This is a genomic window from Allobosea eneae, assembly GCF_042657265.1.
Lineage (GTDB): Bacteria > Pseudomonadota > Alphaproteobacteria > Rhizobiales > Beijerinckiaceae > Allobosea > Allobosea eneae.
This window is the reverse complement of record NZ_JBHSLW010000010.1, coordinates 202,304-227,823: the sequence shown is the minus strand read 5'-3', so window position 1 is coordinate 227,823 and position 25,520 is coordinate 202,304. Positions and strand designations below refer to the sequence as shown.

Genomic DNA, 25,520 nt, shown 5'->3' with positions numbered 1-25,520 from the left:
CGTTCCGTCCGTGCCGCCGCGCTGCTGCTCGCGCTTACCGCCGCCGCTTTCCTGAGCCTGCATACAGGCGACGCTCACGCTGCTGGCATCGGCGACTTCCTGCGCACCAACATGGCGCCGGTGATGTTCGCCGCGCTCGTGTTCTTCCTGCTGCTCGGCTACCCCGTCGCGTTCGCGCTCGCCGCCAACGGCCTGTTCTTCGCGGTGGTCGGCATCGAGCTCGGCATGTTCCAGGAGAACTTCCTGCAGGCCCTGCCCGAGCGCATCTACGGCACGATGAACAACGACGTGCTGCTGGCGATCCCGTTCTTCACCTTTATGGGGCTGGTGCTGGAACGCTCGGGCATGGCGGAGGACCTGCTCGACACGATCGGCCAGCTCTTCGGGCCGATCCGCGGCGGCCTCGCCTATGCGGTGATCTTCGTCGGCGCGCTGCTCGCTGCCACCACCGGCGTCGTCGCGGCCTCGGTGATCTCGATGGGCCTGATCTCGCTGCCGATCATGCTGCGCTACGGCTATGACCGGCGCCTCGCGACGGGCGTGATCGCCGCCTCGGGCACGCTGGCGCAGATCATCCCGCCTTCGCTGGTGCTGATCGTGCTCGCCGACCAGCTCGGCCGCTCGGTCGGAGACATGTACGAGGGCGCCTTCATCCCAGGCCTCGTGCTCTCGAGCCTCTATGCTGGCTACGTCTTCCTGGTCACGATGGTCTGGCCGAAACGCGCGCCCGGCCTGCCGCCCGAGGCGCAGACGCTGCGCGATGCCGACGGGCAGACCCGCCGCTTCTCGCTGCTGGTGGTGACGATCATCGCCTTCGCGCTCGCCATCGCCTACATGAAATTCTTCACCAAGGTCGGAGCCGGCGCGGATTTCGTCATCCTGACCATGTCGATCGCCGTCGCCGTCTCTTTCGTGATCGCGCTGATCAACAAGTTCCTGAAGCTCAACCTGCTCTCGCGCATGACCGAGCAGGTGATCTTCGTGATGGTGCCGCCGCTGGCGCTGATCTTCCTGGTGCTCGGCACGATCTTTATCGGCGTTGCGACGCCGACCGAAGGTGGCGCCATGGGTGCGGCCGGCGCGATCCTGCTCGCTCTGGGCAAGAAGCGCATGACCTTCGACCTGCTGCGGCAGGCGACGGAATCGACCGCCAAGCTCTCGGCCTTCGTGCTGTTCATCCTGGTCGGCGCGCGCGTGTTCTCGCTGACCTTCTATGGCGTAAACGGCCATGTCTGGGTCGAGCATCTGCTGACCTCGCTGCCGGGCGGCCAGGCGGGCTTCCTGATCGTCGTCAACGTGATGGTCTTCCTGCTCGCCTTCTTCCTCGACTTCTTCGAGCTCGCCTTCATCATCGTGCCGCTGCTCGGGCCGGCGGCGGACAAGCTCGGGATCGACCTGATCTGGTTCGGCGTCATCCTCGGCGTGAACATGCAGACCTCGTTCATGCACCCGCCCTTCGGCTTCGCCCTCTTCTTCCTGCGCTCGGTTGCGCCGAAGAACCCCTATCGCGACAAGGTGACGGGCAAGATGATGGAGCCGGTCACGACCGGCCAGATCTACTGGGGCGCCGTGCCCTTCGTGGTGATCCAGTGCATCATGGTCGCGCTCGTCGTGCTCTTCCCGCAGATGGTGATGCACTACAAGAGCTCGGGCGTGCAGCTCGACCAGCAGCAGATCAACAAGCAGCTCGACAGCATCAGCATACCGGGGCTCGGCGGCTCCGGCGGGCTGCCGGGGCTCGACCTCAACGCCCCGCCGACGCTGAATCTGCAGTAAGGCTCGAGGCCAGAACGACGAAGCCCCGGATCGCCGATCCGGGGCTTTTTTCTTTTCACCCGTCATGCTCGGGCTTGACCCGAGCATCGCAGGCCGGAACAGGCGCCTATAGGCAACTTCTCGTCCGGAGATTCTCGGGTCTGCCCTTCGTTCAGCCCGAGAATGACGCTGACCTCACCAGCGCTGCCGGCCATCGTTGAGATTGTTGTCGATCCGCCCCCGGCCGCTGATCACGGCGCGGACCTCGCCGACCGAGGTCTGGCCGCGCGCCTCGCCATAGAGCATTCCATCAGCGGCCGAGCCGTAGCCGCGGCGGCTGGAGGTCTTGCCGAACTCGACACGGACGCCGCCGCCGACGCGGACGCAGGCCGAGGAGCCTTCGACGCGAACAAAGCCGGGCCCGTATTCCGGGCAGGCGCGCGCCGCCTGGGCTGGCGCGGGACGTGCGGCGACCGGCTTGGCCTTGACGGGCCCGCGACCGGGAATGGGCTCGCCGATCGACTGTGCGGCTGCGAACGTCGGCAGGCCCAGGGCAAGGATGATGGCGAGTGGCAGCTTCATGAGTGCCTCGATTTGCGTTGCGGACAGCCTAGCGCTTCGAACAAGGCCGGGCTAGGGCAGCCGCGGCTCAGCAGGCCCTGGCGCTCTCCGCCAGAATCGGCGCCGTCTCGATCTCGCCGACGCCGGGCACGTCGCTCAGCCGGTCGACCAGTCGCGACAGCGCCGGCGCATCCCCCGTCTCGACGATCAGCATCGCATCCACGGGACCGGCCAGCGAATAGCAGGCGACGACCTCCGGCCAGGTCCTGAAGCGATCGAGCACGGCCGCGCAGGGGCGCGTGCGGATGCGCAGCCAGAGCAGCGCGCGGGTCGTCGGCGCCTTCGGCCGGTCGGCGATTCTCACGGTGTAGCCGAGGATGACGCCGTCGCGCTCGAGCCGCGCCATGCGCTCCTGGATCGCGGTGCGCGAGAGGCCGGCATCGCGCGCCAAGGCCGTGAAGGACGCGCGCGCATCGGCCTCAAGCAGCGCCAGCAGCTTCCGGTCGATCGCATCGAGCTCACCGTCGTTTCGCAAGCGAGATCCCTCCAGAAACCGCCGATCGCAGGCATTACCGGCGTCTTGCCTATGGCATGGGCGCCGCCGCCGGTGAAGATTCCAGGCCTCTTCCACCATGGAGAACGGGAATGAGGACGATCAAGCCGCAGGACTTCACCGGCAGCCGCGCCTGGGAGGCGCTCGACATCGAGCGCATCGACGACGCCACCATCCGGCTGCACTGGACCGACCAGCCCTACAAATGGCACGTCAATGACGGCCCCGAGGTCTTCGTCGTCCTGGACGGCGAGGTCGACATGCACACCCGCGCCGAGGGTGTCGAGAGCGTGCAGCGGCTCTTGCGCGGCGACATCTTCCACGCGCAGGACGGCGACGCCCATGTCGCCCATCCGGTCGGCCCCGCGCGCGTCCTGGTGATCGAGCGCGCCGGCAGCGTCTGATGCCACGAAAAACCCCGGCCTCGCGGCCGGGGTCCGATTTGCACCGAGTTGGCCGGTTGGCCAGCGAACCGGCGTATCGCCCTCTTTTCAGAGCATGTTGCCCGCACGGGCGCGGATCAGGAAGTTGTCGTAGGTGTATTCGGCGATCTGGAACCAGAGGTACTCGTCGCCGCGGAAGGCCGACATCGCGTCGTAGATCTTCTTGAAGTCGGGGTTCTTCGCGCTGGTCTCGGCATAGACCTCCTTCGAAGCCTTGAGGCAGGCTTCCAGAATCTCCTGCGAGAACGGCCGCAGCTGCGCTCCGCCGCCGACGAGGCGCTTCAGCGCTGCCGGGTTGCGGGCGTCGTATTTCGCCTGCATGTCGATATTGGCGAGGCCGGCGGCCGTGGTCAGGATCGACTTGTAGGTCTTCGGCAGGGCCTCCCACTTGGCCGTGTTCATGAAGAAGTGCAGCGAGGCGCCGCCTTCCCACCAGCCGGGATAGTAGTAATAGGGCGCGACCTTGTTGAAGCCGAGCTTCTCGTCATCGGCGGGACCGACCCACTCGGCCGCGTCGATCGTGCCCTTCTCCAGAGCCGGGTAGATATCGCCGCCGCCGATCTGCTGCGGCACGACGCCGAGCTTGCTCATCACCTGGCCGGCGAAGCCGCCGATGCGCATCTTGAGGCCCTGCAGGTCGGCGACCGTCTTGATCTCCTTGCGGAACCAGCCGCCCATCTGGCAGCCGGTGTTGCCGCCGGGCAGCGCGTAGATGTTGTACTTCTTGTAGAACTCGTTGAGCAGGTCCATGCCACCGGCATGATAGAACCAGGCGTTCTGCTGGCGGGCATTGAGACCGAACGGCACCGCGGTGCCAAAGGCGAAGGTCGGGTCCTTGCCCACGTAATAGTACGAAGCGGTGTGGCACATCTCGACCGTGCCGTTGGTCACGGCGTCGGCCGCCTGCAGCGCCGGCACGATCTCGCCTGCGGCGAAGACCTGGATCTGGAATTTGCCGTCGGTCGCCTCGGAAACCGCCTTGGCCAGCACTTCCGACGCGCCGTAGATCGTATCCAGCGATTTCGGGAAGGACGAGGTGACGCGCCATTTCACCTCCGGCATCGCCTGCGCGATGGCGGGGGCGGCGATGGCGCTGGCGGCAGCGCCGGCTCCGGCGACCTTCAGAAAGTGACGACGCTTCATGCGGTGTGCTCCTCCCAGAGCTTTCAGGCGCGCCGGTCTTTCCGGTTCGCGCGCAAGAGCGTCAGAAAAGGGCATCTGCAGTGCGAGCGCAAGCTCAGCACATGGCTCCCATGCATTTTCTGCATAGGTATTTGGTCTAACTCATCTTGGTATCCGTGCACCACGCGCTGGCGCTGATCGAGCAAAACAAAAGCCCGGCCTCGCGGCCGGGCTTCGTCGCTGTCGCCGCGATGGCGGCTGTTACTTGCCGCGGTTGCGCACCTGGAAGATGTCGAAGGTGAGTTCCGCCACCTGCCACCAGAGATACTGGTCGCCGCGGAAGGCGACCATCGAGTCGATCGCCTTCTTGAAGTCGGCGTTCTTGGCCGAGATCTCGGCATAGAGCTCGTTCGAGGCCTTGAGCGAGGCTTCCATCACGTCCTGCGGGAACGGACGCAGCTGGGTGCCGGCGCCGACGAGACGCTTCAGCGCCGCCGGGTTCTGCACGTCGTACTTCGCCGCCATCTGGGTGTTGGCGTAGGTGCAGGCGGCGGTCAGAGCGGCCTGGTAGGCCTTGGGCAGCGCGTTCCACTTCTCCAGGTTGACGAAGGCGTGGACGCAGGGACCACCCTCCCAGAAACCCGGATAATAGTAGTAGGGCGCGACCTTGGCGAAGCCGAGCTTCTCGTCGTCATAGGGGCCGACCCATTCGGCGCCGTCGATGGTGCCCTTCTCCAGCGCCGGATAGATGTCGCCGCCGCCGATCTGCTGCGGCACGAGGCCGAGCTTCTGCAGGACCGAGCCGGCGATACCGCCGATGCGCATCTTCAGGCCGTTGATGTCGGCGACGCTCTTGATCTCCTTGCGGAACCAGCCGCCCATCTGGGCGCCGGTGTTGCCGCAAGGCAGGCCGTAGATGTTGAACTTCTTGTAGAACTCGTTGAAGAGCTCGTTGCCGCCGCCCTGGAACAGCCAGGCATTCTGCTGGCGGGCGTTGAGGCCGAACGGAACCGAAGCGGCGACCGCAAAGGTCGGATCCTTGCCGACATAGTAGTACGAGACGGTGTGGCACATCTCGACAGTGTTGTTGCTGACCGCATCAGCAGCCTGGAGCGCCGGCACGATTTCGCCCGCCGCGAAGACCTGGATCTGGAACTTGCCGTCGGTCAGCTCGGAGACCATCTTGGCCATGACCTCGGCGCCGCCATAGATCGTGTCGAGCGATTTCGGAAAGCTCGACGCCAGGCGCCACTTCACCTCAGGATTGGACTGCGCGACAGCCGGCATGGCGACAGCGGAGGCGGCCGCGCCTGCGCTGGCGACCTTCAGGAATTGACGACGCTTCATATGGGGCATCTCCTCGTTTCGACGTTCATCGCCGCGCCCGGGCAGCAATAGCACCAGCGCAAGCGACATTTGTAGGACGACCTTGGTGTTATGCAGCGGTGATCGGAAGCGGCGGCCCGGGTTGACCCACGGTTAATCGGCTCACCTCGAATCTATACTTGCACAAGATTTGCGCAGCACTCCCCCAATCGTTGCAAGATCGTCAACTGTCTCAGGTCGCTCGACAATTGCACGCAGAGCATGGCACGGCTGCGCAGGAAGCGCATGAAACTTTTTTCCCGCCCGGTCAACCTCTCCCGTAAAGAGGCCCGATGACCAGCATCCCCGCCCCGATCTGGCTCTATGACGGCGTCTGCGTTCTCTGCTCAGGCGGCGTGCGCTACACCCTGCGGCACGAGCGCGACCACGACATTCGCTTCGTCGCAATCCAGTCGCAGGAAGGGCGCTCGCTCGCGCAGGCGCACGGCATCGACCCTGACGAGCCGGACAGCTTCCTCTTCATCGAGAACGGCCTGGCGCTGGCGAAGTCCGAGGGCGTTCTGGCGCTCGCTCGCCATCTGAACGGGCCGGTGCGCCTCCTGCTGCTCGGCCGCGCGCTGCCGAAGCGCTGGCGCGACTGGCTTTACGATCGCGTCGCACGCAATCGCTACCGGCTCTTCGGCCAGAAAACCTCGTGCGAGATGCCCGATCCGGCGACGCGCCACCGTTTCACCTTGCCGGACGCTCCGTGAAGCGCGTCGTCCTGATTGGCGCGACCGGCGTCTTCGGCCGGCGGCTGGCGCGCCATCTCGCGCGCATGGCCGGAATAGAGCTCGTGCTGACCTCGCGCAGCGCCGACAAGGCCGAGGCGCTGGCGCAGGGACTGGCGACCGAGGCGAGTGTGCCGGTCAGCGGCGCGGGGCTCGACCGCGACAGGGAGCTCGTCGCCTCGCTCGCCGCGCTGAAGCCCTGGCTGGTGATCGACGCCTCCGGGCCGTTCCAGCAGCAGGGCTATGAAGTTCCCACCGCGGCGCTGCTGCTCGGCGCCCATGTCGTCGACCTCGCCGATGCGCGCAGCTATCTCACCGGCTACGGCCTACAGCTCGACGCGCTCGCCAAGCAGCGCGGCTTGGTCGCGCTCGCCGGCGCGAGCTCGACGCCGGCGCTCTCGGCCGCCGCGACGCGGGAGTTGAGCGAAGGCTGGGAGCGGCTCGACAGCATCGACATCGCGATCACGCCGGGCGGGCGCAGCGAGGTCGGCCCATCCGTCATTGCCGCGATCCTGAGCTATGCCGGCAAGCCGGTCCCGATCTGGCGGGAGGGCGAATTGCAGATGATCCCGGCATGGGGCGCCGGCGAGGTCATCGACATGCCGGGCCTCGGCCCGCGCCGGGTCGCGCCCGTCGAGACGGTCGACGCCGAGACGCTCGGTCCCGATTTCGCCGTACGCTCGCGCGTCAGCTTCGCGGCGGGGCTGGAAGCCGGCATCGAGCAATGGGGGCTGGCGCGGCTCGCCTGGATTCGCCGCCGTGGCTGGGTCGCCGATCTCGCGCCGCTGATACCCTTTCTCGTCAAGGCGCGCCGGATCACCCGGCTCTGGACCTCGGATCGCGGCGGCATGCGGGTCGCGATCTCCGGCATCGACGGCAAGGGGCGGCCGCGCCGGGCCTATTGGTCGCTGCTGGCGGAGAACGACGATGGCCCACAGGTGCCGACACTGGCAGCCGCCGCCGTGGTGCGCGCGCTCCTCGCTGGTGAGATCGCTCCGGGCGCGCGCTCGGCCGCCGAAGCGCTCGATCTCGCTGCGATCGAGGCCGAGATGGCGCCCTATGCGATCAGCACCAGCCAGGACGAGCGCGCCGTCGGCCCCGCCCTGTTCGAGACCGTGCTGGGAGCGCAGGCGGTCGCGATGATGCCCGCGGCGATCCGGACGTTCCACGCCAACGATGCCGAGCCGGTCTGGCAGGGCCGGGCCGAAGTCACGCGCGGAAACGGGGCGGGGATCGGCCTGATCTGTCGGCTCTTCGGCCTGCCTGCCGCAGGGACAGAGCTGCCGGTTACGGTCAGCGTCACCAGGGGCGATTCGCTCGATGACAATTGCGAGATCTGGACCCGCAACTTCGCCGGCCAGCGCTTCCGGTCGCGCCTGAGCGTTGATCGCAATGGCGAGCTGCGCGAGGCCTTCGGCCCGTTCTCCTTCACCCTCGGGGCGGTGGGAAACCGCGACGGCCTTGCGCTGCCGATCGCGGCCTGGCGTGTCTTCGGCGTGCGCTTGCCTCGCTTTCTCATGCCCTCGGCCGAGGCGCGCGAGACGGTTGACGCCGACGGCCGCTTCCGGTTCGACGTGAAGCTGTCTTTGCCCTTCTTCGGCCTGCTGGCGCATTATCGCGGCTGGCTCAAACCTCGGGAACCAAGCGATGGACCAGGATAAACTGGCGAAACTCAGGGCGCGCTATGCCGGGGCGAGCGGCGCCGACATCCATGATCCCCGCTTCGCCAAGGTTGCTGCCGGCCAGTTTCAGGGCGACCGGCGCAAATGGCCGTTCTCCGACGTCGCGACCTTCATCAATGCGCCTTACCGGCCGGAGGCCCTGAGCCAGCCCGATCTCGGCGGGCTCGATGTCGCGATCATCGGCCTGCCGATGGACCTCGGCGTCACCAACCGGGCCGGCACCCGGCTCGGCCCGCGCGCGGTGCGCGCCGTCGAGCGCATGGGACCAATGGACCATGTCAACGGCACAGCGCCGTTCAACCTGATCAAGGCGGCCGATATCGGCGACGTGCCGTTCCGCTCGCGCTATTCGCTGGAGAGCTGCCATGAGGACATCGAGGCGACCTTCAAGCAGATCGTGAAGGCCGGCGTCTCGACTCTCGCCGTCGGCGGCGACCATTCGATCACCTATCCGATCCTGAAGGCCGTCGGCGAGAAGCGCCCGGTCGGCATGGTCCATATCGACGCGCATTGCGACACGTCGGGGCCCTATGAAGGATCGAAATTCCACCATGGCGGGCCGTTCCGCCAGGCCGTGCTCGACGGCGTGCTCGATCCCGAACGCGTCATCCAGATCGGCATCCGTGGCGGCGCCGAATATCTCTGGGAGTTCTCCTACGAGTCCGGCATGACCGTGATCCATGCCGACGAGGTCGACCGCATGGGGCTCGACGCGGTGATCGCCAAGGCGCTCGCGGTGATCGGCGACGGGCCGACCTATGTCTCCTTCGACGTCGATTCGCTCGATCCCGCCTTCGCGCCCGGCACCGGCACGCCCGAGGTCGGCGGCCTGACCCCGCGCGAGGCGCTCGCCATCCTGCGCGGGCTGAAGGGCCGCAACATCGTCGCCGCCGACGTGGTCGAGGTCGCCCCGCAATACGATGCGACCAGCAACACGGCGCAATGCGCCGCGCAGGTGCTGTTCCTCGAGCTCTGCCTGATCGCCGAGGCGAGAGCCGCCGGCAAGGGCAGGCCGTGAAGCGACAGACGCCTCAGCTCGACGCGATCGATCGACAGATCATCGCGATCCTGCGAGCGGAGGGCCGGATCACCAACCAGGCCCTGTCGGAACGGGTCGGGCTCTCGGCCCGGCCCTGTCTGGAGCGAATGCGTCGGCTGGAAGCCTCCGGGCTGATCGCCGGCTATGGCGCAAGGCTGTCGCCCGAGCTCGCCGGCCACGCCATCATCGCCTTCGCGCAGATCTCGCTGCGCGATCATTCGGTCGGCCGGCGCGAGCGGGTCGAGAAGGTGCTGCGCGCCTGTCCGGATGTCGTCGAGCTGCTAGTGATCAGCGGTGAGGCCGACTATCTCGCCCGCATCGTCGCGCCCTCGCTCGCCGCCTATGAAGAGCTGACCGGCGCCTGGCTCGCCGACAACCAGCTCGGCATCGCCCGGATCGCGACCACCTTCGCGCTCAAGGCGCTGAAGGATTTCGAGGGCTACCCGCTGCTGGAGGAATGAGGCTATCGCCATGCGCCTAAAGCATGGAGGCACAGCTCAAGCCAAATTGAGCCAACTGACGCTTGCGGCTCACGCATAACCTGGGCCATATGCTGCAGTGCAATGCGCCCCGCGCGCCGCGCCATAAAACAATCCATTCTGGACCCTCGTCATGAGCCTCTCGAGCACGGGAGACGCCTTCGCGCGCCCTGCCCGCTCCACTGCCGCGCCGCGCGTCGGCCTCACCCTGTTCGCTCTGGCGATGGGCGGCTTTGCCATCGGCACGGCCGAGTTCGCGGTGATGAGCCTGCTGCCCTATTTTTCGGTGGGACTGGGGATCGACGAGCCGACGGGCGGGCATGTGATCAGCGCCTATGCCGCCGGGGTGGTGGTCGGCGCGCCGGTCATCGCGGTCTTGGCGACGAAACTCTCGCGCCGCACGCTGCTGATCGGGCTGATGGCGGCGTTCGCGCTCGGCAACGGGCTCTCGGCGCTCGCGCCGACCTATGGCTGGATGCTGCTCTTCCGCTTCCTCAGCGGCCTGCCGCACGGCGCCTATTTCGGCGTCGCGGCGCTGGTTGCGGCCTCGCTGGTGCCGGCGAACAGGCGCGCGCTCGCCGTGGCGCGCGTGATGCTCGGCCTGACGATCGCGACGATCCTCGGCGTGCCGCTGGCGAACTGGCTCGGCCAGGCGCTCGGCTGGCGCTGGGGTTTCGGCGTCGTCGCGGCGCTGGCGCTTACGACGGTGGTCCTGATCGCGCTGTTTGCGCCGAAGGACAGGCCACAGCCCGGCGCCAGCGCCCTGCGCGAGCTCGGCGCGCTGCGCCATCGCCAGGTCTGGCTGACGCTGGCGATCGGCGCGGTCGGCTTCGGCGGCTTGTTCGCGGTCTACACCTACATCGCCTCGACGCTGATCGAGGTGACGCAGGTCGCGCCGACGATGGTGCCGTTGGTGCTGGCGATCTTCGGCCTCGGCCTGACCATCGGCACGCTCGCCGCCGCCTGGCTGGCGGACCGGATGCCGATGGCCTCGATCGCGATCATCCTGATCTGGACCGCCGGCTCGCTGGCGCTCTATCCCATCGCCGCCGGCAATATCTGGGCGATCTCGGCAGTCGCCTTCATGATCGGCTGCGGCGGCGGACTCGGCACGCCCCTGCAAACCAGGCTGATGGATGTCGCGCAGGATGCGCAGACGCTGGCCGCGGCGCTGAACCACAGCGCCTTCAACACCGCCAATGCGCTCGGCCCCTGGCTCGGCGGCATGGCGATCGCCGCCGGCTATGGCTGGACCTCGACCGGCTGGGTCGGCGCCGGCCTTGCACTGGCGGGCTTCGCGATCTGGCTGGTGACAGCTTGGGATGCGCGGGGACGTCGGCAGGCGGCGGCCTGATATCGCCTCCCCGCCGACCAACAAACTAGGTCGTCCCGGACAAGCGGCGCAGCCGCGCCGATCCGGGATCCATTCCTGAGCTTGTCCGAAAGAGGTTCCGGAATGGGTCCCGGGTCTCCCTGCGGTCGCCCGGGACGACTCACGCTCTTTAGGATCGAGACGACGCTGCGATCAGGCGCATCGCCACCGGGATCGCGGCCTGACCGGCCTCGAGCTGGTCGGTCAGCACGTAGAACCAGTTGAAGCCGATATAGAGCGCGAGCCTGGCCTCGATCTCCTCGGTCGGAATATCGCCGCGCGCTGCGGCAGCGGCGAAGAGGCCGCGCACATCCAGCAAGCGCTCCGGCAGAAATTTCTCGCGCAGCGCCGCAAGCGCATCGGGGTCGCTCTGGGCCTCGGCGAGGAGCGCCCGGAAAGTGCGCCCGGACGGTGTGCCCCACCAGAAAGCCCAGAGCTCCTTAGTATGCTCGGTGAGATCGCGGCCAAGATCGCCCGTCGGCACCGCCCGGATCCGCGCCTTCTCCGCCGCATAGACCTCCATCAGCAGATCGGCGCGGCTCTTCCACCAGCGATAGATCGTCGGCTTGCCGGCTCCGGCCCGGCGCGAGACCGCGTCGATCGAGAAGCCGGCATAGCCGTCCTCCGCCAGCACGGCGCGGGCGGCAGCGAGGATCGCCGCCTGCGAGGCCGGGTTTCGCCGCGCGCCGATCGAGGCGCGGCGGATCGGGGTCGCGGCTTTTTCAGCCTTCATATTGCCTTCCCTTCTGCGTTGCTCCCGCGACAGCGCTGTCGGCACAGGCTGGCAAGCCTTGCGCTGCAAGCGGGACCTTGCAGCAGAAGCCTTGATATCGAAACGGACCGTATCTATCAAACAAAACGAAACGGAACGTTCCGTTATGGAGACCGCCATGCCCACACCTGCCCCAAATCCCCTTCTGGCCCGTCTGCGCTTCCTGGGGACGCTGATGCTCGGCGCCTATCTGCTGATCAACCTGATCCTGGCCGCGCTGGCGCCGGTGACGGCGGGCTGGTCGACCTAGTCGGTGACGGCGCTCGCCGTGCCGCCCATGGTGCTCGGCATGGTCTATCTCGTCATCCCGATCGCCCGGCACTGATCCAGCGGCCTGCATTTGTCCGATTCTGTCGCCACCACGACAGAATCGGCTGCGAGACAATGATGTTGCGGCCGGCCTCGGCTGCGTCTGCAGACCTACCCTCGGAGAAACGAGGGAGAACCGCCATGAATGCGATCGTGCTCGAACGCGAGGTCTGCGCCCAGAACTACGCACCCCTCCCGATCATGCTCTCCCATGGCGAAGGGGTCTGGCTCACCGACATCGCTGGCGTCAGGCGCCTCGACATGATGAGCGGCTATTCCGCCGTCAGCCTCGGCCACGGCCATCCGCGCATCCTCAAGGTACTGAACGAGCAGGCCAAGCGCCTTGCCGTCACCAGCCGCGCCTTCCATACCGAGCCGCTCGGGCCCTTCCTGGCCAAGCTCTGCGCCGTCGCCGGCCAGGAGATGGCGCTACCGATGAACACCGGCGCCGAAGCGGTCGAGACCGCGATCAAGGCCGCCAGGCGCTGGGGCCACAAGGTCAAGGGCATAGCCGACGGCCAAGCCGAGATCATCGTTGCCGAGAACAACTTTCACGGCCGCACGACGACGATCGTGGGTTTTTCCACGGATGAGAGCTATCGCGACGGCTTCGGCCCGTTCGCGCCCGGCTTCGTCAGCGTGCCCTTCGGCGATACGGCCGCCGTCGAGGCCGCGATCACGCCGAACACCGCCGCGATCCTGATCGAGCCGATCCAGGGCGAGGCCGGCATCGTGCTGCCGCCGGACGGCCATCTGCGGGCGCTACGCGCGCTCTGCGACCGCAACAACGTCCTCCTGATCCTCGACGAGATCCAGTCCGGGCTCGGCCGCACCGGCCATTGGTTCGCGCATCAGCACGAGGGCGTGAGACCGGACGGGCTGATCGTCGGCAAGGCGCTCGGCGGCGGGGTCTACCCTGTCTCGGCCTTCCTGGCGTCCCGCGCGGTGATGCAATTGTTCGGGCCGGGCTCACATGGCTCGACCTTCGGCGGCAATGCGCTCGCCGCCGCGATCGGCCATGAGGCGCTTTGCGTGCTCGAAGACGAGAAGCTGATCGAGCGTTCGGCCGAGCTCGGCGCCTATATGAAGCAGCGGCTCTCCGCGATGACGGCGGGCCTTGCCAGCGAGGTGCGCGGACGCGGCCTCTGGGTCGGCGTCGAGATCGCGCCCGGCGCCGGAGATGCGAAAAAGATCGTCGCCCGCCTCGCCGATGCCGGCGTCCTGACGAAGGAGACGCATGAGCGCACGATCCGCTTCGCGCCGCCTTTGACGATCACCCAGGACGAGCTCGACTGGGGGCTGGAGCGCTGCGAAAGCGTCTTCGCCGAGCAGGCACGCTGAGCGCTGCAACAAATTCCGTGCGCGGCCACCTGCGCAATAGCGCGGGAAAGCGTCCGCTACGGTTCGGTTTCCATAACAAGAACAGCGCCTTGCCTTGCACGATCCTTGTGCGGGCACGCTCGGAAAAGCTGCAAGAGCCTACTTGCGGCCCGCCCCGATGATCGCACAAGCTGTCGCGCACAAGCCGATCCGGGAACTCGAAACGCCCGGTCGGCCAGATCCAAGGGGAGGTCCCATGAAAGGTTTCGCAAAGTTCGTCGCAGCCGCGGCGCTCACGGTCGCCGGCGCTACGGGCGCACTCGCCCAGGCGAAGGAGTGGAAGGAAGTCCGAATCGGCACGGAGGGCGCCTATCCGCCCTACAACAACCTCAACGCCAAGAAGGAGCTGGAAGGCTTCGAGATCGATTACGGCAACCTTCTCTGCGAGAAGATGAAGGTGAAGTGCACCTGGGTCGTACAGGACTGGGACGGCATCATCCCGGCGCTGCAGGCGAACAAGTACGACATCATCCTCGCCGGCATGAACGCCACCGAGGAGCGAAAGAAGCAGGTCGACTTCACCACGCCTTACAGCAAGACGCCGATCTGGATGATCGGTCCCAAGAGCACCGCGTCCAGCGACATTTCGCCCGCCACCCTGAAGGGCAAGTCGATCGGCGCGCAGGGCTCGACCATCCACGCCAACTATGTCGAGAAGTTCTATAAGGACTCGACCGCGCGCCTCTATCCGACCCAGGAAGAGGCCAATCTCGACCTGCTCAACGGCCGCCTCGACTATATCGTCGCCGATGCGCTCGCTCTCGCCGACTTCCTCAAGGGCCAGGGAAAGGATTGCTGCAAGAAGATCGCCGAAGTGCCCCGCGACGACGCGATCCATGGCGCTGGCGTCGCCGGCGCCGTGCGCAAGGCCGACACCGGGCTGAAGGATCTGTTCAACAAGGCGATCGCCGAGACCGTCGCCGACGGCTCGCTGAAGAAGCTCGAGGACAAGTGGTTCAAGTACGAGTGAGCCAAACCTGCTGACGCCTGCCCGCCGGCCGCGTGATGGCCGGCGGGCTCTGGCGCAAATCCACTCTTCTTCGAAGCGCGGACTTGCACCAGTTCCTTGTATTGTCGCGTTTCCGGACGGCGAACCGGTAGCCACTTCGCCTGGAAACGCTCCAGTCCCTCGCGCGCCGGCCCTCCCATGTTCGATAAACTCGCACTGCTCGGCTTCGGCCCCGGCGGCTGGGGCTGGGCCCTGCTGCAAGGCGCGGCCAACACCATCTCGGTCGCGCTCGCGACCCTGCCCTTCGGCCTGGCGCTCGGCCTGATCATCGCGCTGTGGAAGCGCTCCGACAGCATGCTGCTGCGCTCGCTGGCAACGATCTACACCACCGTCTTCCGCGGCGTGCCCGAGCTGCTGACGCTCTACATCATCTATTTCGGCATCCAGGTGCTGGTGCAGAAGGTCTGGAGCGGCTTCTCGATCCCGCCCTTCGTCGCCGGCATGGTCGCGCTCGGCATGGTGCTCGCCGCCTTCTCCAGCGAGGTCTGGGTCGGCGCGCTGAACTCGATTCAGAAGGGCCAGCGCGAGGCTGCGGCGGCGCTCGGCCTGTCGAAGGCGCAGGCCTTCCGGCTCGTCGTCTTCCCGCAACTGATCCGCGTCGCCCTGCCCGGCCTCGGCAACAACTGGATGGTGCTGCTGAAGGAGACCTCGCTGATCTCGGTGATCACGCTGCAGGACATCATGTTCATCGCGACGCGCGCCAATGTCGTCACCAAGGAGCCGTTCCTGTTCTTCGGCACGGCGATGCTGCTCTATTTCTTCTTCTCGCTGGTCTCGGCCTGGAGCATCGGCAAGCTCGAGCAACGCACCAATCGCGGCTTCGCCGCTTTCGGCGGAGCGACGCGATGACCTGGTGCGAATATCCCGGCTACCTGATCGGCAGCGAGGTCCTGCAGAACTATGGCTGCCGCATGGCCAGCGGCCTCGGCATCACATTCCAGCTGGTCGTGCTCTCGGTCGCGTTAGGCTTCGTGCTGGCGCTCGGCCTCGCCATCGCCAGGCTCTACGGGCCGCGCTGGGCGCAGATCGCGATCAACGGCTACACCACCTTCTTCCGCGGCACGCCGCTGCTCTGCCAGCTCTTCCTGGTCTATTACGGCTTCGGCCAGCTCCGGGTGTTCTGGCAGGATATCGGGCTGTGGTGGTTCTTCCGCGAGCCGTTCTACTGCGCGCTCTTCACCTTCACCATCAACACCGCCGCCTATCAGGCCGAAATCCTGCGCGGCGCGATCCAGTCGATACCGCGCGGCCAGTTCGAAGGATCTCTAGCGCTTGGCCTGCATCGATGGGCGACCTTGCGCCGGGTGATCCTGCCGCAGGCGATGATCCTGGCGCTGCGCCCGCTCGGCAATGAGCTGATCGTGATGATCAAGGCGAGCGCCATCGCCTCGCTGGTGACGCTGTTCGACCTGATGGGCGCGACGCGCCTCGCCTTCGCCCGTTCTTTCGACCTGTCGATCTATCTCTATGCGGCGCTGATCTATCTCGTGCTGACCGAGATCATCCGCCGCGTCTGGGACCGGATCGAGATCAGGCTGACGCGGCATATGGCGTTGCGGTGACGCTACGGAGAATTTGACAATCTTTGCCAATCCCCGCCATATTCGATGAAGTGGAGATCGAACATGGCGACGATGAACGTGTCCTTGCCGGCCTCGATGAAGGACTGGGTCGAGGCCCAGACCGAGACCGGTCGCTATGCCAATGCGAGCGACTATGTACGTGACCTGATCCGGCGGGATCAGGAGCGCAACGACAAGATCGCTGCGATGCAGCGCTTCGTCGATGAAGGCCTGAACAGCGGGACAGGCACGCGTTCAGGCGATCAGCTCTTCGCTGCCGCCCTCCAGCGCACCGCGACACCGCCCGGCAATCGATAGTGGGCTTTCGCCTGTCGCTAGCGGCAGAAGAAGACATCATCGGCATTGCCGAGCAGGGAATACGACTGTTCGGTCCGCTTCAGGCCAAGCACTATCACGATGAGTTATTGGCGGTCTTCGCCATGATCGCCGTCTATCCTCGTATCGCGCGCGAACGCTTTGAACTGTCGCCGCCGATGCGCATCTACCCGTTCAAGGCGCACCTTGTCGTCTATCGTGTCGAAGACAGCGGCGATGTCCTGATCGCGCGTATCCGCCACGCCCATGAAGATTGGGGCGAAACCTGACCGTTCAGCCCGGCAAGGTCAGCACCAGCGGGCCGTTGGCGGTCGCGACCACGGTGTGCTCGTATTGGACCGTCGGCGCGCGCGGTTCGGAATAGAGCGTCCAGCGGTCGCCCTCAGCATGCTCGGCCCAGTCGGCGCCGAGCGACAGGAACGGCTCGACGGTGAAGACCAGCCCCTTCTGTATGACGCGGCGCTCGGAGCGCTCGGGCCAGGTGGCGATCTCCTTCGGCTCCTCGTGCAGCGAGCGGCCGATGCCGTGGCTGGCGAGGTTTCGTACCAGCGTATAGCCGTTCTTCTGGGCAAAGCGGCCGACAGCCTCGCCGATCCCGGCGACCGGCTTGCCGGCACCGACCTGGCCGAGCCCGGCCCAGAGCGCGCGCTTGCCGTCGCGGCACAGCTTCTCGATGCGGCGATCGACCGGCGGCACCGTGAAGGACGCGCCCGTATCGGAGAAATAGCCCGCCTTCTGCGCGGAGACATCGATGTTCACGAGGTCGCCCGCCAGGATCCGGCGCCCGCCGGGAATGCCGTGCGCGACCTCCTCGTTGATACTGATGCAGGTGGCGCCCGGGAAGCCGTAGACGGTCTCGGGAGCCGACCGCGCACCGTGCCGCTCGAGCATGTCGCGGCCGATCGCGTCGAGCTCGGCCGTGGTGATGCCCGGCTCGAGCGCCTTCCCCATCGCCGCCAGCGTATCGGCGACGATACGGCCGATCTCGCGCAGCCCCTGCAGTTCGTCGTCATTGGTGATGGTCATGGCGGGTTCCTGACCGATTTCGACGAGGGCGGCAAGGCAGGGCGCGGCAGACTGCCCATGCACGATCTCTGCGGAATCGCGATCGCTGCTATCGCCCCTGCATCGCTTCCCTCGCCTTCCCTGGCGCGCTAAAGCCGCAATGACCTTTCAGACAATTGCAGCGGAGCACCTCATGGCCAAAGTCGCTTTCCTCGGTCTCGGCGTGATGGGCTATCCCATGGCCGGCCATCTCAAGGCCAAGGGCCATGATGTCACGGTCTACAACCGCTCGCCGGAAAAGGCGCAGAAATGGGTGGCCCAGCATGCGGGCGTCTATGCTCCGACGCCGGCCCAGGCGGCCGAAGGCCAGGAGATCGTCTTCTGCTGCGTCGGCAATGACGACGACCTGCGCTCGGTGACCACAGGCGAAGGTGGCGCCTTCGCCGCGATGGGCAAGGGCACGGTCTTCGTCGATCACACCACCGCCTCGGCCAATGTCGCGCGCGAACTCGACGCGGCAGCGACCGCAGCCGGTTTCGGCTTCATCGACGCGCCGGTCTCCGGCGGGCAGGCCGGCGCCGAGAACGGCGTGCTGACCGTGATGTGCGGCGGCGATCCCGCAGTCTATGCCAAGGTCGAGCCGGTGATCGCGAGCTTCGCCCGCATGTGCCGGCTGATGGGACCGGCCGGCTCCGGCCAGCTCACCAAGATGGTCAACCAGATCTGCATCGCCGGCCTGGTCCAGGGCCTCTCCGAGGGCGTCCACTTCGCCAAGCGCGCCGGGCTCGATGTCGAGGCGATGCTGGAGGTGATCTCGAAGGGCGCCGCGGGCTCCTGGCAGATGGAGAACCGCGGCAAGACGATGAACGCCGACAAGTTCGATTTCGGCTTCGCCGTCGACTGGATGCGCAAGGACCTCGGCATCGTGCTCGACGAAGCCCGGAACAACGGCGCTCGGCTGCCGGTAACCGCGCTGGTCGACCAGTTCTATGCCGATGTGCAGAAGCTCGGCGGCGGGCGCTGGGATACGTCGAGCCTGCTGAAGCGGCTGGAGCCGTAAGGCTCAGCCGACCAGCCGCGCCACCTCCGCCCGCAGCACCGGCACCAGCTCGGTTTCGAACCAGGGGTTCTTCCTGAGCCAGCCATTGTTGCGCCAGGAGGGGTGCGGCAATGGCAGGATGCGCGGCCGGCGCTCGCCGGCGACGATGTTGCGCCAGTCGGCGACGGTCGCCGTCAGGTCGGCCGCTGCCTTGCGCCCGAGATGCCATGCTTGCGCGTAACGGCCGATCACCAGGATAAGCTCGATCTCCGGCAGGCCCGCGAGCACGCGGCTTCGCCAGGCCGGCGCGCATTCGCGGCGCGGCGGCAGGTCGCCGCCCTTGCCGTCGAGCCCGGGGAAGCAATGGCCCATCGGCACGATCGCCACGCGAGAAGCATCATAGAAGCGGGCCTGGTCGAGGCCGAGCCAATCGCGCAGGCGATCGCCGGAGCGGTCGGTGAAGGGCCTCCCGCTGGCATGGACGCGTGTGCCGGGCGCCTGGCTCGCGATCAACAGGCGCGCGCTCGCCTCAGCCTGGATCACCGGACGCGGTTCATGCGGCAGGCGCGGCGGATAAACCGGGTCGTCCCGGCAGATCCGGCAGGCGCGCAGGTCGGCGAGGACGTCGTCGAGCGCTTCCGGGCCGCTCATCGCCCGGCCAGCCGCGCCCGGCCGGGGCGCTGCGAGATCAGCCCGTCGCAATGCCAGGGCGGCGCCTTGTCGGCGTGCTTCTCGGAATCGCCGGGCTGGATGGTGGCGACGCCGTTGATGCGGCCCGAGCGATAGGTTCGCAGCACATAGAGCGTGCCGCTGCGCTCGACCCAGAAGCAATAGGTCCGGCGCGTCTCATGGGGGCCATAATAGTAGCAGACGGCGTCTTCCGTCGTCGTCCAGCAGGCATCGGTGTTGTTTACGTGCCGGTTATGGCCGGTCACGCGGCCATCCTTGTGATGGTACTCGCTGAACGGCGGTCCATTGCTGTAACGCCCGGCGACAGTGTTCCCCTCGAAAAGCTGGCGGATGTCCTGGCCGGTGAGCCGCTCGACCGCACCGGCGCCAGCCCCACCAGCGCCGAGCAGCAGGAACACCGCGATCGCGCGGAGCCGCATCACCTGGCCGCCACGCGTCGCGACATCAGCGGTCCCTGCGGACCGCGCGAGATCAGCCCGTCGCAATACCAGGGCTTGCCGCCATCGGTGTGGTTGCGCGGATTGGTGAGCTCGATGGTCGCCACCGCATTGATTCGGCCATTGTCGAGATTGCGCAGGATGTAGAGCCGGTCGGTGAGCTCGACCGTGAAGCAATGCGTCGTCCGCTCCTCCGGCGGGCCGTAATAATAGCAGACCGCATCGCCCTTGGTGATCCAGCAGGCGTCGCGGTTCTCCTGCCAGCCATTGTTGCCGAGCGCCCGGCCGTCGGGATCGTGGTATTCGGTGAAGAACCCGCCGCCGGTATAGCGGCCGCTGACGGTGTTGCCGGTGAAGGCGCGGTTGATCTGCTCGCCCGTCAGCTTCTCCGCCGCCGCAGCGGCGAGCTGGAGCATCAGCGCGAGCAGGGCCGCCAACAGGCGCATGATCAGGCCTTCCAGCTCGGCCGGGCCGAGAGCTCGCCATGCCAGCGCCGGATATTGGCGAAGTCTTCCGGCAGCGGGATGCGCGAGGGCTTCATGAAATCGATGGCGATGCCGGCGGTAATGTCGGCCACCGTCAGCTCGTCGCCGCAGACGAAGCGGTTGGCGCCGAGCTGGAGGTCGAGCAGCACGAGATGATCGTCGATCAGCTCGCGATTGGCCTCGGCCCATTCCGGCACCTGCTCCTCGAGCTCGGCCATGGCGGGGTGGCTGTGGCGGAACACGGCCGCGACTGCTGTGAACAGCCCGAGCTCGATGCGGCGATTCCACATCTCGATCAGTGCCGCCTCCTTCGGAGCGGCGCCGAACAGGGCCGGCGCCGGGTGCAGGCTCTCGATATAGCGGCAGATCGCGATGGTCTCGGCGAGCGCCGTCCCGTCCTCCAGCAGCAGCACCGGCAAGCGCTGCGACGGATTGATCCGGGTGAACTCCGGCGTCCTATGCTCCTTCTTGCCGATGTCGACCGGGACGAGCTCGGGCAAGGGCAAGCCCTTCTCGGCAAAGAAGATGCGGACCCGCCGCGGATTGGGCGCGCGCCCGCCATCATAGAGCTTCATGCCCTTCGCCTTTCGCCGTCTCGGGACATGGCGGTTTCACGGTGCCGCCCCGTCTATGTCAAGAGTTCAGCCTGCAAAGACGGCGGCAAGACGACAAGGAACCTGTCCGGACAGGAACAACCCGCCTCTCCGGCGATTGATCAGCCTATGAAGGGGGGCCATCTCATGCCGCAGGACTGGAGCTTCGTCGTCTGGATCGTCGTGCTCGCCATTCCGGTCGGACTGATGCTCGCGACCTTCTGGTCGCGCTCGCGCCGGCCCGGGGCTGCACGCCTCGACGGCCCGCGCGAGGACGATCCGCGCGAGCCGCTCTGAGCGCTCAACCCGGCGCCAGCAGGACGAGAGCGAGCGGCACAGCAACCGCGGCGACCACGGTCTGCAGCGCGCAGATGCCGGCCATGAGCGGCGCATCGCCGCCGAGCTGTCGCGCCATCACATAGGATGAGGAGGCGGTCGGCAGCGCCTGGAACAGGATGGCGAGCGTCGCAGCCTGGCCGCCGAGGCCGAAGCCCTTCAGCGCGGCGTAGGTCGCGAGCGGCATCAGCACGAATTTGGCGAAGGAGGCGACCAATGCCGGCTTCAGGCCGCGCCCCAGCGCACCCCAGTCGAGCGCGGCGCCGACGCAGAGCAGGCCGATCGGCAGCGAGGCCTGGCCGAGCGCCTTGAGGCAGCCCTCGACGCCGGGCGGCAGGCCAAGGCCGCTGAGCTTGATCGCGATGCCGAGCACGCAGGACACCAGCAGCGGATTGAGGGCAAGACCGCGCAGAATGCCGCGCAGCGTCGGCTGGGCCGAACCCCAGCGGGCGAAAACCAGGACGCAGATCACGTTGACGGTCGGCACGATCGCGGCGTTGGCAACGGCCGCCAGCGGCAGGGCCGATGGGCCCAGCAGGCTGCCCGCGGCGCTCAAGCCGACATAGTTGTTGAAGCGGATGCCGCCCTGGAAGACCGAGGTGAAGGCGGCGTCGCTGTAGCCGAGCCAACGTTTGGCCAACACGAGAAGCGCCGAGACCGTGATGATCGCTGCGATCAGGGTGAGGGCCAGGGCGGCTACAGGCAGCCCCCTGAGATCGGCCATCGCCAGAGCGTGCATGAAGAGAGCCGGCAGCAGCACGTAATAGCTGAGGCGCTCGGCCTGCGGCCAGAACGAGTCCGGCAGGAAGCGCAGGCGGCGCATGGCATGGCCGAGCGCGATCAGGAGCGCGACCGGCGCCAGAGCGAGCAGGATCGCGCCGATCATGCCAGGAACTCACGAGCGGGCGGCCGAGCGGGCAGCGGTGTCATCCGGTGGCGAATCCAGCATCGAGGCAGGCGGAAAGAGGATCCTTCTTTAGGTCGCCATTGCCGGAGAGGAAAATACCTGAGCCGGCAGCGGGATTGAGGAATCCGCATGGCCGCCCGGCAGCTCAGCGCGGATGGCTTTTGCGCCACTGCTCCGGCCGCTCGAAGCTCAACGCCCAGATTCCGCGCCCGGCCGCCTTCGCCTCGGCCTCCTCGGCCTGGAAGGCGCCGTAGGCGACCGCGTTGCCCTGGCGGACAAGCGCCGCATTGATCTCGGCATCGCCCTGCTTGCAGCGCGCCAGCCCACGGCCATAGCGATCGGCGCGCGAGACCGAGCAACTGACATTGCCGAGCGCCAGCATGGCGGCGAGCGCGCGCCGTGCCTGCCGGCCGCAGGCGACCTCGCCGCCGGAGCGGTCGCGGCAAATCTGCCGATATTCCGGCGCATCGATGCCTTCCAGGCGCAGCTCCTCGCCAAGCAGCCGCAGCGAATCGCCATCGATCGCCTCGGCCGCCCCGGCGAGGTTGCGGCCAGAGCCGAGCCGGTATTGCAGAACGGCGCCCGCGATCGCCAAAAGCAGAAGGAATCCAAGGGCTACGACGAAGTCGACCGAGCGGCCGACCCGCCGCCAGCCGAACGGTCCGTAGTTGCTTGCCCTGAATCCGAAGCGCGCCATCAGGACAAGCTTAACGATTTCTCGCCAATCATGGCGAGCCGGGGCGCGACGGTTGCGCCGCCGGGCGGGAGCGTTTGCCTTCGGACCATGGCGGAACTGACAGCCGAACAGGTGCAACGCGGCCGCGGACCCGATCCGACCGTGCTCGCGCGCCGCAAGCTGATCAACCGCGAGGTCCGGTCGGCGCGCGAGAAGCTGACCTCGTCGACCGGGCTGCAGCGCGCCTTCGACTACGAGCTCGTCCGCGTCTTCGCGCAGTATCGGCTGAACGGTTCGGCGGGCACCTTGATGCTCGCCTTCCTGGTGGCGGCGGCGGCCTGCGTCTGGGTGCCGTTCTATACGGTCTCGGGCTGGCTCACGCTGGTGGTGCTGTCGACCGGCGTGACCGCCGTCCTGTGCCGACGTTTCCTGGCCGAGCCCTCTGCTGCCGCGCGCGTCAGTTTCTGGCGCAAGCTCTTGCCCGCCGCCGAACTCCTGCACGGCCTGTCCTGGGCCTTGCTGGCCGGGCTTTTCGTCGGCGTCGATGCGCCCGGCGCCCGCTTCTTCCTGATGACGACGCTGCTGATCGTCAGCGCGCTGACGGTCACGCTCGCTGCGACGATGCCGATCGCGGTCTATTCCGGCCTCGTGCCGATCGTCGGCGCGATCGTCCTGTCCTTCAGCGGGCGCAGCGACATCGACAGCGTCACCATGCTGCTGATGGCGGCCTGCGCCCAGCTCTTCTTCATCTTCCTGACCAACCGACTCTACTCGACCTCGGTCGAGACGATCGAATTCCGGGCCGAGAAGGACGCGCTGATCACCGAGCTGGAAACCGCCAAGGCCAATTCCGACGAGGCCAGGCGCAAGGCGGAGGAGGCCAACCTCGCCAAGTCGCGCTTCCTGGCGACGATGAGCCATGAACTGCGCACGCCGCTCAACGCCATCCTCGGCTTCTCCGAGGTGATGAAGAACGAGGTGTTCGGCCCGCATGCCAATGCCTCCTACAAGGAATATTCGGGCGACATCCATTCCTCCGGCCAGCACCTGCTGACGCTGATCAACGAGATCCTCGACCTCTCCCGCATCGAATCCGGCAAATACGAACTCAACGAGGAGGCGATCAGCCTCGCCGCGATCGCTGACGATGCGGCGCACATGCTGAACCTGCGCGCCAAGGCCAAGAGCCAGACGATCCGCCAGGCGACCGAGCCTGAATTGCCGCGGATCTGGGCCGATGAGCGCGCCATCCGCCAGGCCGTGCTCAACATCCTGGCGAATGCGATCAAGTTCACCCCGCAGGGCGGCGAGATCTCGATCAAGGTCGGCTGGACCGCGACCGGCGGACAATATGTCTCGATCAGCGATACCGGCCCCGGCATCCCCGAGGACGAGATCCCGGTGGTGATGCAGACCTTCGGACGCGGCTCGCTGGCGATCAAGACGGCCGAACAGGGCTCGGGCCTGGGGCTGCCGATCGTGAAGGGGCTGATCGACCTGCATGGCGGCGGCTTCCGCATCAAGTCGAGCCCCCGCGCCGGCACCGAAGTCACGATCACGCTGCCGGCCGAACGCGTGATGGACACGCTGCCGGCCTTGCCGCAGCCCGGCGAGCGCTCAGCGGCCTAAGCTCTCCTGCCGCGGAAGCGCTACGCGGCGTGACGCACGCCTGCCGCACGTTTCCGCTCGACCTCGACCTCTTCCCACCAGTCGCCGAGCGCGTCGATCAGCGGCACGAGCCGCAAGCCCGCTTCCGTCAGCTCATAGTCGACCCGGCGCGGGTAGCCGTCATGGTCGATCCGCCGGACGATGCCAGCCGCCGCGAGCTTGCGCAGCTCCAGCGCCAGCATGCGGTGCGACACCGTCGGATTATCGCGCCGGAGCTCGTTGAAGCGCTTGGTCCCGTCCTTGAGATAGTAGAGCAGCAGGGTCGGCCAGCGGCCGCTCAATACCCGCATGACGCTCTCGATCGAGCAGTCGGACACGACGTCCTTCATGATCCGTTCCGCGCTTGGTTACAGAAAAGTGCGTCATTTACTTGGGGCCGCGAGTGACTAGGTTCCACCCCGCTGCGCAGCGTTTCCCGACCCTAATGGAAAACGCAACATGGAACCGATCCTCGTTTATGGCTACCCGTCCGGCACCTCTATGGGCCTGGTCGCGGCTCTCGAATGGCTTGGCCAGCCCTACAAATTAAGCCGCGTCGACATGCTCGGCGAGATGCGCGAGCCGCCTTACAAGCGGATCAACCAGCGCGTCGAGACCCCGGTGCTGATCACGGAGAAGGGCCGACCCCTGACCGAGACCATGGCGATCGCCGCCTATCTCGAGGCGCGCGACACGGAGCGGCGGATCAGCTTCGACCCGCTCTCGCCCGAAGCCGACCGGATGCATCAGCTCATGGGCTTCCTCAATACCGGCTTCACCGGCGCCTTCACGCCGCTCTGGGTCGCGCTGGAACTGCCTGAGCCCGATCCCGATTTCGAGGCGGCGCTACGCCGTTTCGGGCGCGAGCGGGTGATCGAGCGCCATGACCGGCTGGAGGAGATGCTGGACGGCGGGAACTGGCTGGTCGGCGGCAAGCACTCCCTGGCCGACGGGCTGCTCGCCGGCGTGGCGCGCTGGCTCGAATACCATGAGGTCGCCGAGCTCTCGCGCTGGCCGAAGCTGCAGGCGTTGCGCCAGCGGGTCGAGAGCGATCCGGCCGTGGTCTTCGCCACGGCACTCGAAAACGGCGAGACGCCGGCCGGCAAGGGTGCCTTCAAGGGCCATGTGCCGCTGGCCGAGGTGATCGAGCGCTTCGGCGCCTGATAGGAGAAGGAGCGCGTCGGACCGGCTGTCCGGCGCGTCTTTGCAAAGACGACCCATGGCTTGAAGGTCGC

The 25,520-nt window shown here is 67.0% G+C and carries 31 protein-coding genes; 18 read left to right on the top strand and 13 right to left on the bottom strand.

The features are described 5' to 3' along the window. Nucleotides 1-111 precede the first annotated feature (111 nt). Complete coding sequence (locus ACFPOB_RS09285) at nucleotides 112-1,776, top strand: TRAP transporter large permease (RefSeq protein WP_377797945.1); 1,665 nt, start codon at nucleotides 112-114, stop codon at nucleotides 1,774-1,776. A 174-nt stretch (nucleotides 1,777-1,950) separates the two neighbouring features. Here the strand turns inward: ACFPOB_RS09285 and ACFPOB_RS09280 are convergent, their stop codons facing one another. Both ACFPOB_RS09280 and ACFPOB_RS09275 read right to left on the bottom strand, forming a co-directional pair. Continuing rightward, nucleotides 1,951-2,337: a porin gene (locus tag ACFPOB_RS09280; RefSeq protein ID WP_377797707.1), complete on the bottom strand. Its 387-nt coding sequence runs from the start codon at nucleotides 2,335-2,337 to the stop codon at nucleotides 1,951-1,953. A 67-nt stretch (nucleotides 2,338-2,404) separates the two neighbouring features. Continuing rightward, on the bottom strand, nucleotides 2,405-2,851 hold the full coding sequence (locus tag ACFPOB_RS09275) for an Lrp/AsnC family transcriptional regulator (RefSeq protein WP_377797705.1): 447 nt from the start codon (nucleotides 2,849-2,851) through the stop codon (nucleotides 2,405-2,407). A 110-nt stretch (nucleotides 2,852-2,961) separates the two neighbouring features. Between ACFPOB_RS09275 and ACFPOB_RS09270 the strand changes: the two genes are divergently transcribed. Further along, nucleotides 2,962-3,273, top strand: a complete 312-nt coding sequence (locus ACFPOB_RS09270; RefSeq protein ID WP_377797703.1) for a cupin domain-containing protein — start codon at nucleotides 2,962-2,964, stop codon at nucleotides 3,271-3,273. Nucleotides 3,274-3,360: 87 nt separating this feature from the next. On the opposite strand, the gene ACFPOB_RS09265 is transcribed toward ACFPOB_RS09270, so the two are convergent. Next, nucleotides 3,361-4,455 (bottom strand): TRAP transporter substrate-binding protein, encoded by a 1,095-nt coding sequence (locus ACFPOB_RS09265; RefSeq protein ID WP_377797702.1) that lies wholly within the window; start codon nucleotides 4,453-4,455, stop codon nucleotides 3,361-3,363. A 240-nt stretch (nucleotides 4,456-4,695) separates the two neighbouring features. After that, on the bottom strand, nucleotides 4,696-5,781 hold the full coding sequence (locus tag ACFPOB_RS09260; RefSeq protein WP_377797700.1) for a TRAP transporter substrate-binding protein: 1,086 nt from the start codon (nucleotides 5,779-5,781) through the stop codon (nucleotides 4,696-4,698). Between the two features lie 311 nt (nucleotides 5,782-6,092). Here ACFPOB_RS09260 and ACFPOB_RS09255 point away from each other — a divergent pair, with 311 nt between their 5' ends. The 5 genes from ACFPOB_RS09255 to ACFPOB_RS09235 all read left to right on the top strand — a co-directional run bounded on the left by ACFPOB_RS09255 (nucleotide 6,093) and on the right by ACFPOB_RS09235 (nucleotide 11,084). Beyond that, complete coding sequence (locus ACFPOB_RS09255; RefSeq protein WP_092156322.1) at nucleotides 6,093-6,512, top strand: thiol-disulfide oxidoreductase DCC family protein; 420 nt, start codon at nucleotides 6,093-6,095, stop codon at nucleotides 6,510-6,512. Then, nucleotides 6,509-8,191 carry a DUF4166 domain-containing protein gene (locus tag ACFPOB_RS09250; protein ID WP_377797697.1) on the top strand — a complete coding sequence of 561 codons (1,683 nt, stop codon included), beginning with the start codon at nucleotides 6,509-6,511 and terminating at the stop codon, nucleotides 8,189-8,191. The genes ACFPOB_RS09255 and ACFPOB_RS09250 overlap by 4 nt, the downstream gene beginning before the upstream one ends. Beyond that, on the top strand, nucleotides 8,178-9,230 hold the full coding sequence (gene speB, locus ACFPOB_RS09245) for an agmatinase (protein ID WP_377797695.1): 1,053 nt from the start codon (nucleotides 8,178-8,180) through the stop codon (nucleotides 9,228-9,230). The genes ACFPOB_RS09250 and speB overlap by 14 nt, the downstream gene beginning before the upstream one ends. Next, nucleotides 9,227-9,712, top strand: coding sequence for an Lrp/AsnC family transcriptional regulator (locus ACFPOB_RS09240; protein WP_377797693.1), 486 nt, complete (start codon nucleotides 9,227-9,229; stop codon nucleotides 9,710-9,712). Before speB ends, ACFPOB_RS09240 begins: the two co-directional genes overlap by 4 nt. A 151-nt stretch (nucleotides 9,713-9,863) precedes the next feature. Next, nucleotides 9,864-11,084 (top strand): MFS transporter, encoded by a 1,221-nt coding sequence (locus ACFPOB_RS09235; RefSeq protein ID WP_377797691.1) that lies wholly within the window; start codon nucleotides 9,864-9,866, stop codon nucleotides 11,082-11,084. Between the two features lie 148 nt (nucleotides 11,085-11,232). On the opposite strand, the gene ACFPOB_RS09230 is transcribed toward ACFPOB_RS09235, so the two are convergent. Further along, nucleotides 11,233-11,835, bottom strand: coding sequence for a TetR/AcrR family transcriptional regulator (locus ACFPOB_RS09230; RefSeq protein WP_377797689.1), 603 nt, complete (start codon nucleotides 11,833-11,835; stop codon nucleotides 11,233-11,235). Nucleotides 11,836-11,992: 157 nt separating this feature from the next. On the opposite strand from ACFPOB_RS09230, the gene ACFPOB_RS09225 reads away from it, so the two are divergent. From ACFPOB_RS09225 to ACFPOB_RS09195, 7 genes are all read left to right on the top strand, one after another. Further along, complete coding sequence (locus ACFPOB_RS09225; RefSeq protein ID WP_377797687.1) at nucleotides 11,993-12,124, top strand: hypothetical protein; 132 nt, start codon at nucleotides 11,993-11,995, stop codon at nucleotides 12,122-12,124. Between the two features lie 200 nt (nucleotides 12,125-12,324). Then, on the top strand, nucleotides 12,325-13,524 hold the full coding sequence (rocD, locus tag ACFPOB_RS09220; protein ID WP_377797685.1) for an ornithine--oxo-acid transaminase: 1,200 nt from the start codon (nucleotides 12,325-12,327) through the stop codon (nucleotides 13,522-13,524). Nucleotides 13,525-13,759: 235 nt separating this feature from the next. Then, on the top strand, nucleotides 13,760-14,533 hold the full coding sequence (locus tag ACFPOB_RS09215) for a transporter substrate-binding domain-containing protein (RefSeq protein WP_377797684.1): 774 nt from the start codon (nucleotides 13,760-13,762) through the stop codon (nucleotides 14,531-14,533). A gap of 177 nt (nucleotides 14,534-14,710) precedes the next feature. Next, entirely contained in the window at nucleotides 14,711-15,421 is a 711-nt protein-coding gene (locus tag ACFPOB_RS09210; protein WP_377797682.1) for an ABC transporter permease, read from the top strand. Then, nucleotides 15,418-16,134 carry an ABC transporter permease gene (locus tag ACFPOB_RS09205; RefSeq protein WP_377797680.1) on the top strand — a complete coding sequence of 239 codons (717 nt, stop codon included), beginning with the start codon at nucleotides 15,418-15,420 and terminating at the stop codon, nucleotides 16,132-16,134. The genes ACFPOB_RS09210 and ACFPOB_RS09205 overlap by 4 nt, the downstream gene beginning before the upstream one ends. A gap of 63 nt (nucleotides 16,135-16,197) precedes the next feature. Next, entirely contained in the window at nucleotides 16,198-16,452 is a 255-nt protein-coding gene (locus ACFPOB_RS09200; protein ID WP_377797678.1) for a type II toxin-antitoxin system ParD family antitoxin, read from the top strand. Beyond that, nucleotides 16,452-16,739 (top strand): type II toxin-antitoxin system RelE/ParE family toxin, encoded by a 288-nt coding sequence (locus ACFPOB_RS09195; protein WP_377797676.1) that lies wholly within the window; start codon nucleotides 16,452-16,454, stop codon nucleotides 16,737-16,739. The genes ACFPOB_RS09200 and ACFPOB_RS09195 overlap by 1 nt, the downstream gene beginning before the upstream one ends. A gap of 4 nt (nucleotides 16,740-16,743) precedes the next feature. Here the strand turns inward: ACFPOB_RS09195 and map are convergent, their stop codons facing one another. Further along, nucleotides 16,744-17,496 (bottom strand): type I methionyl aminopeptidase, encoded by a 753-nt coding sequence (gene map / locus ACFPOB_RS09190; protein WP_377797674.1) that lies wholly within the window; start codon nucleotides 17,494-17,496, stop codon nucleotides 16,744-16,746. Nucleotides 17,497-17,668: 172 nt separating this feature from the next. Here map and ACFPOB_RS09185 point away from each other — a divergent pair, with 172 nt between their 5' ends. Next, nucleotides 17,669-18,535 (top strand): NAD(P)-dependent oxidoreductase, encoded by an 867-nt coding sequence (locus ACFPOB_RS09185; RefSeq protein ID WP_377797673.1) that lies wholly within the window; start codon nucleotides 17,669-17,671, stop codon nucleotides 18,533-18,535. Nucleotides 18,536-18,538: 3 nt separating this feature from the next. On the opposite strand, the gene ACFPOB_RS09180 is transcribed toward ACFPOB_RS09185, so the two are convergent. From ACFPOB_RS09180 to ACFPOB_RS09165, 4 genes are read right to left on the bottom strand one after another with little or no spacing between them, the layout of a single operon-like run. Further along, entirely contained in the window at nucleotides 18,539-19,165 is a 627-nt protein-coding gene (locus tag ACFPOB_RS09180) for a uracil-DNA glycosylase family protein (RefSeq protein ID WP_377797671.1), read from the bottom strand. Continuing rightward, nucleotides 19,162-19,623, bottom strand: a complete 462-nt coding sequence (locus ACFPOB_RS09175; RefSeq protein ID WP_377797669.1) for a hypothetical protein — start codon at nucleotides 19,621-19,623, stop codon at nucleotides 19,162-19,164. Before ACFPOB_RS09175 ends, ACFPOB_RS09180 begins: the two co-directional genes overlap by 4 nt. Further along, nucleotides 19,623-20,087, bottom strand: a complete 465-nt coding sequence (locus ACFPOB_RS09170) for a hypothetical protein (RefSeq protein ID WP_377797667.1) — start codon at nucleotides 20,085-20,087, stop codon at nucleotides 19,623-19,625. Before ACFPOB_RS09170 ends, ACFPOB_RS09175 begins: the two co-directional genes overlap by 1 nt. 2 nt (nucleotides 20,088-20,089) lie before the next feature. Then, nucleotides 20,090-20,701, bottom strand: coding sequence for a glutathione S-transferase family protein (locus ACFPOB_RS09165; RefSeq protein WP_092156305.1), 612 nt, complete (start codon nucleotides 20,699-20,701; stop codon nucleotides 20,090-20,092). 147 nt (nucleotides 20,702-20,848) lie between these two features. Here ACFPOB_RS09165 and ACFPOB_RS09160 point away from each other — a divergent pair, with 147 nt between their 5' ends. Further along, on the top strand, nucleotides 20,849-21,016 hold the full coding sequence (locus ACFPOB_RS09160; RefSeq protein WP_377797665.1) for a hypothetical protein: 168 nt from the start codon (nucleotides 20,849-20,851) through the stop codon (nucleotides 21,014-21,016). Nucleotides 21,017-21,020: 4 nt separating this feature from the next. Here ACFPOB_RS09160 and ACFPOB_RS09155 read toward each other — a convergent pair whose 3' ends face one another. Together ACFPOB_RS09155 and ACFPOB_RS09150 are read right to left on the bottom strand one after the other, a co-directional pair. Then, a complete protein-coding gene (locus ACFPOB_RS09155) occupies nucleotides 21,021-21,941 on the bottom strand; it encodes an AEC family transporter (RefSeq protein WP_377797663.1) in 921 nt (306 codons plus the stop codon). 166 nt (nucleotides 21,942-22,107) lie between these two features. Then, nucleotides 22,108-22,659 (bottom strand): thermonuclease family protein, encoded by a 552-nt coding sequence (locus tag ACFPOB_RS09150; RefSeq protein WP_377797662.1) that lies wholly within the window; start codon nucleotides 22,657-22,659, stop codon nucleotides 22,108-22,110. Nucleotides 22,660-22,746: 87 nt separating this feature from the next. Here ACFPOB_RS09150 and ACFPOB_RS09145 point away from each other — a divergent pair, with 87 nt between their 5' ends. Next, complete coding sequence (locus ACFPOB_RS09145) at nucleotides 22,747-24,267, top strand: sensor histidine kinase (protein ID WP_377797660.1); 1,521 nt, start codon at nucleotides 22,747-22,749, stop codon at nucleotides 24,265-24,267. A gap of 20 nt (nucleotides 24,268-24,287) precedes the next feature. On the opposite strand, the gene ACFPOB_RS09140 is transcribed toward ACFPOB_RS09145, so the two are convergent. Then, nucleotides 24,288-24,635: a winged helix-turn-helix transcriptional regulator gene (locus ACFPOB_RS09140; protein WP_092156300.1), complete on the bottom strand. Its 348-nt coding sequence runs from the start codon at nucleotides 24,633-24,635 to the stop codon at nucleotides 24,288-24,290. A gap of 109 nt (nucleotides 24,636-24,744) precedes the next feature. Here ACFPOB_RS09140 and ACFPOB_RS09135 point away from each other — a divergent pair, with 109 nt between their 5' ends. Continuing rightward, nucleotides 24,745-25,449: a glutathione S-transferase family protein gene (locus tag ACFPOB_RS09135; RefSeq protein WP_377797659.1), complete on the top strand. Its 705-nt coding sequence runs from the start codon at nucleotides 24,745-24,747 to the stop codon at nucleotides 25,447-25,449. Nucleotides 25,450-25,520: the final 71 nt, after the last annotated feature.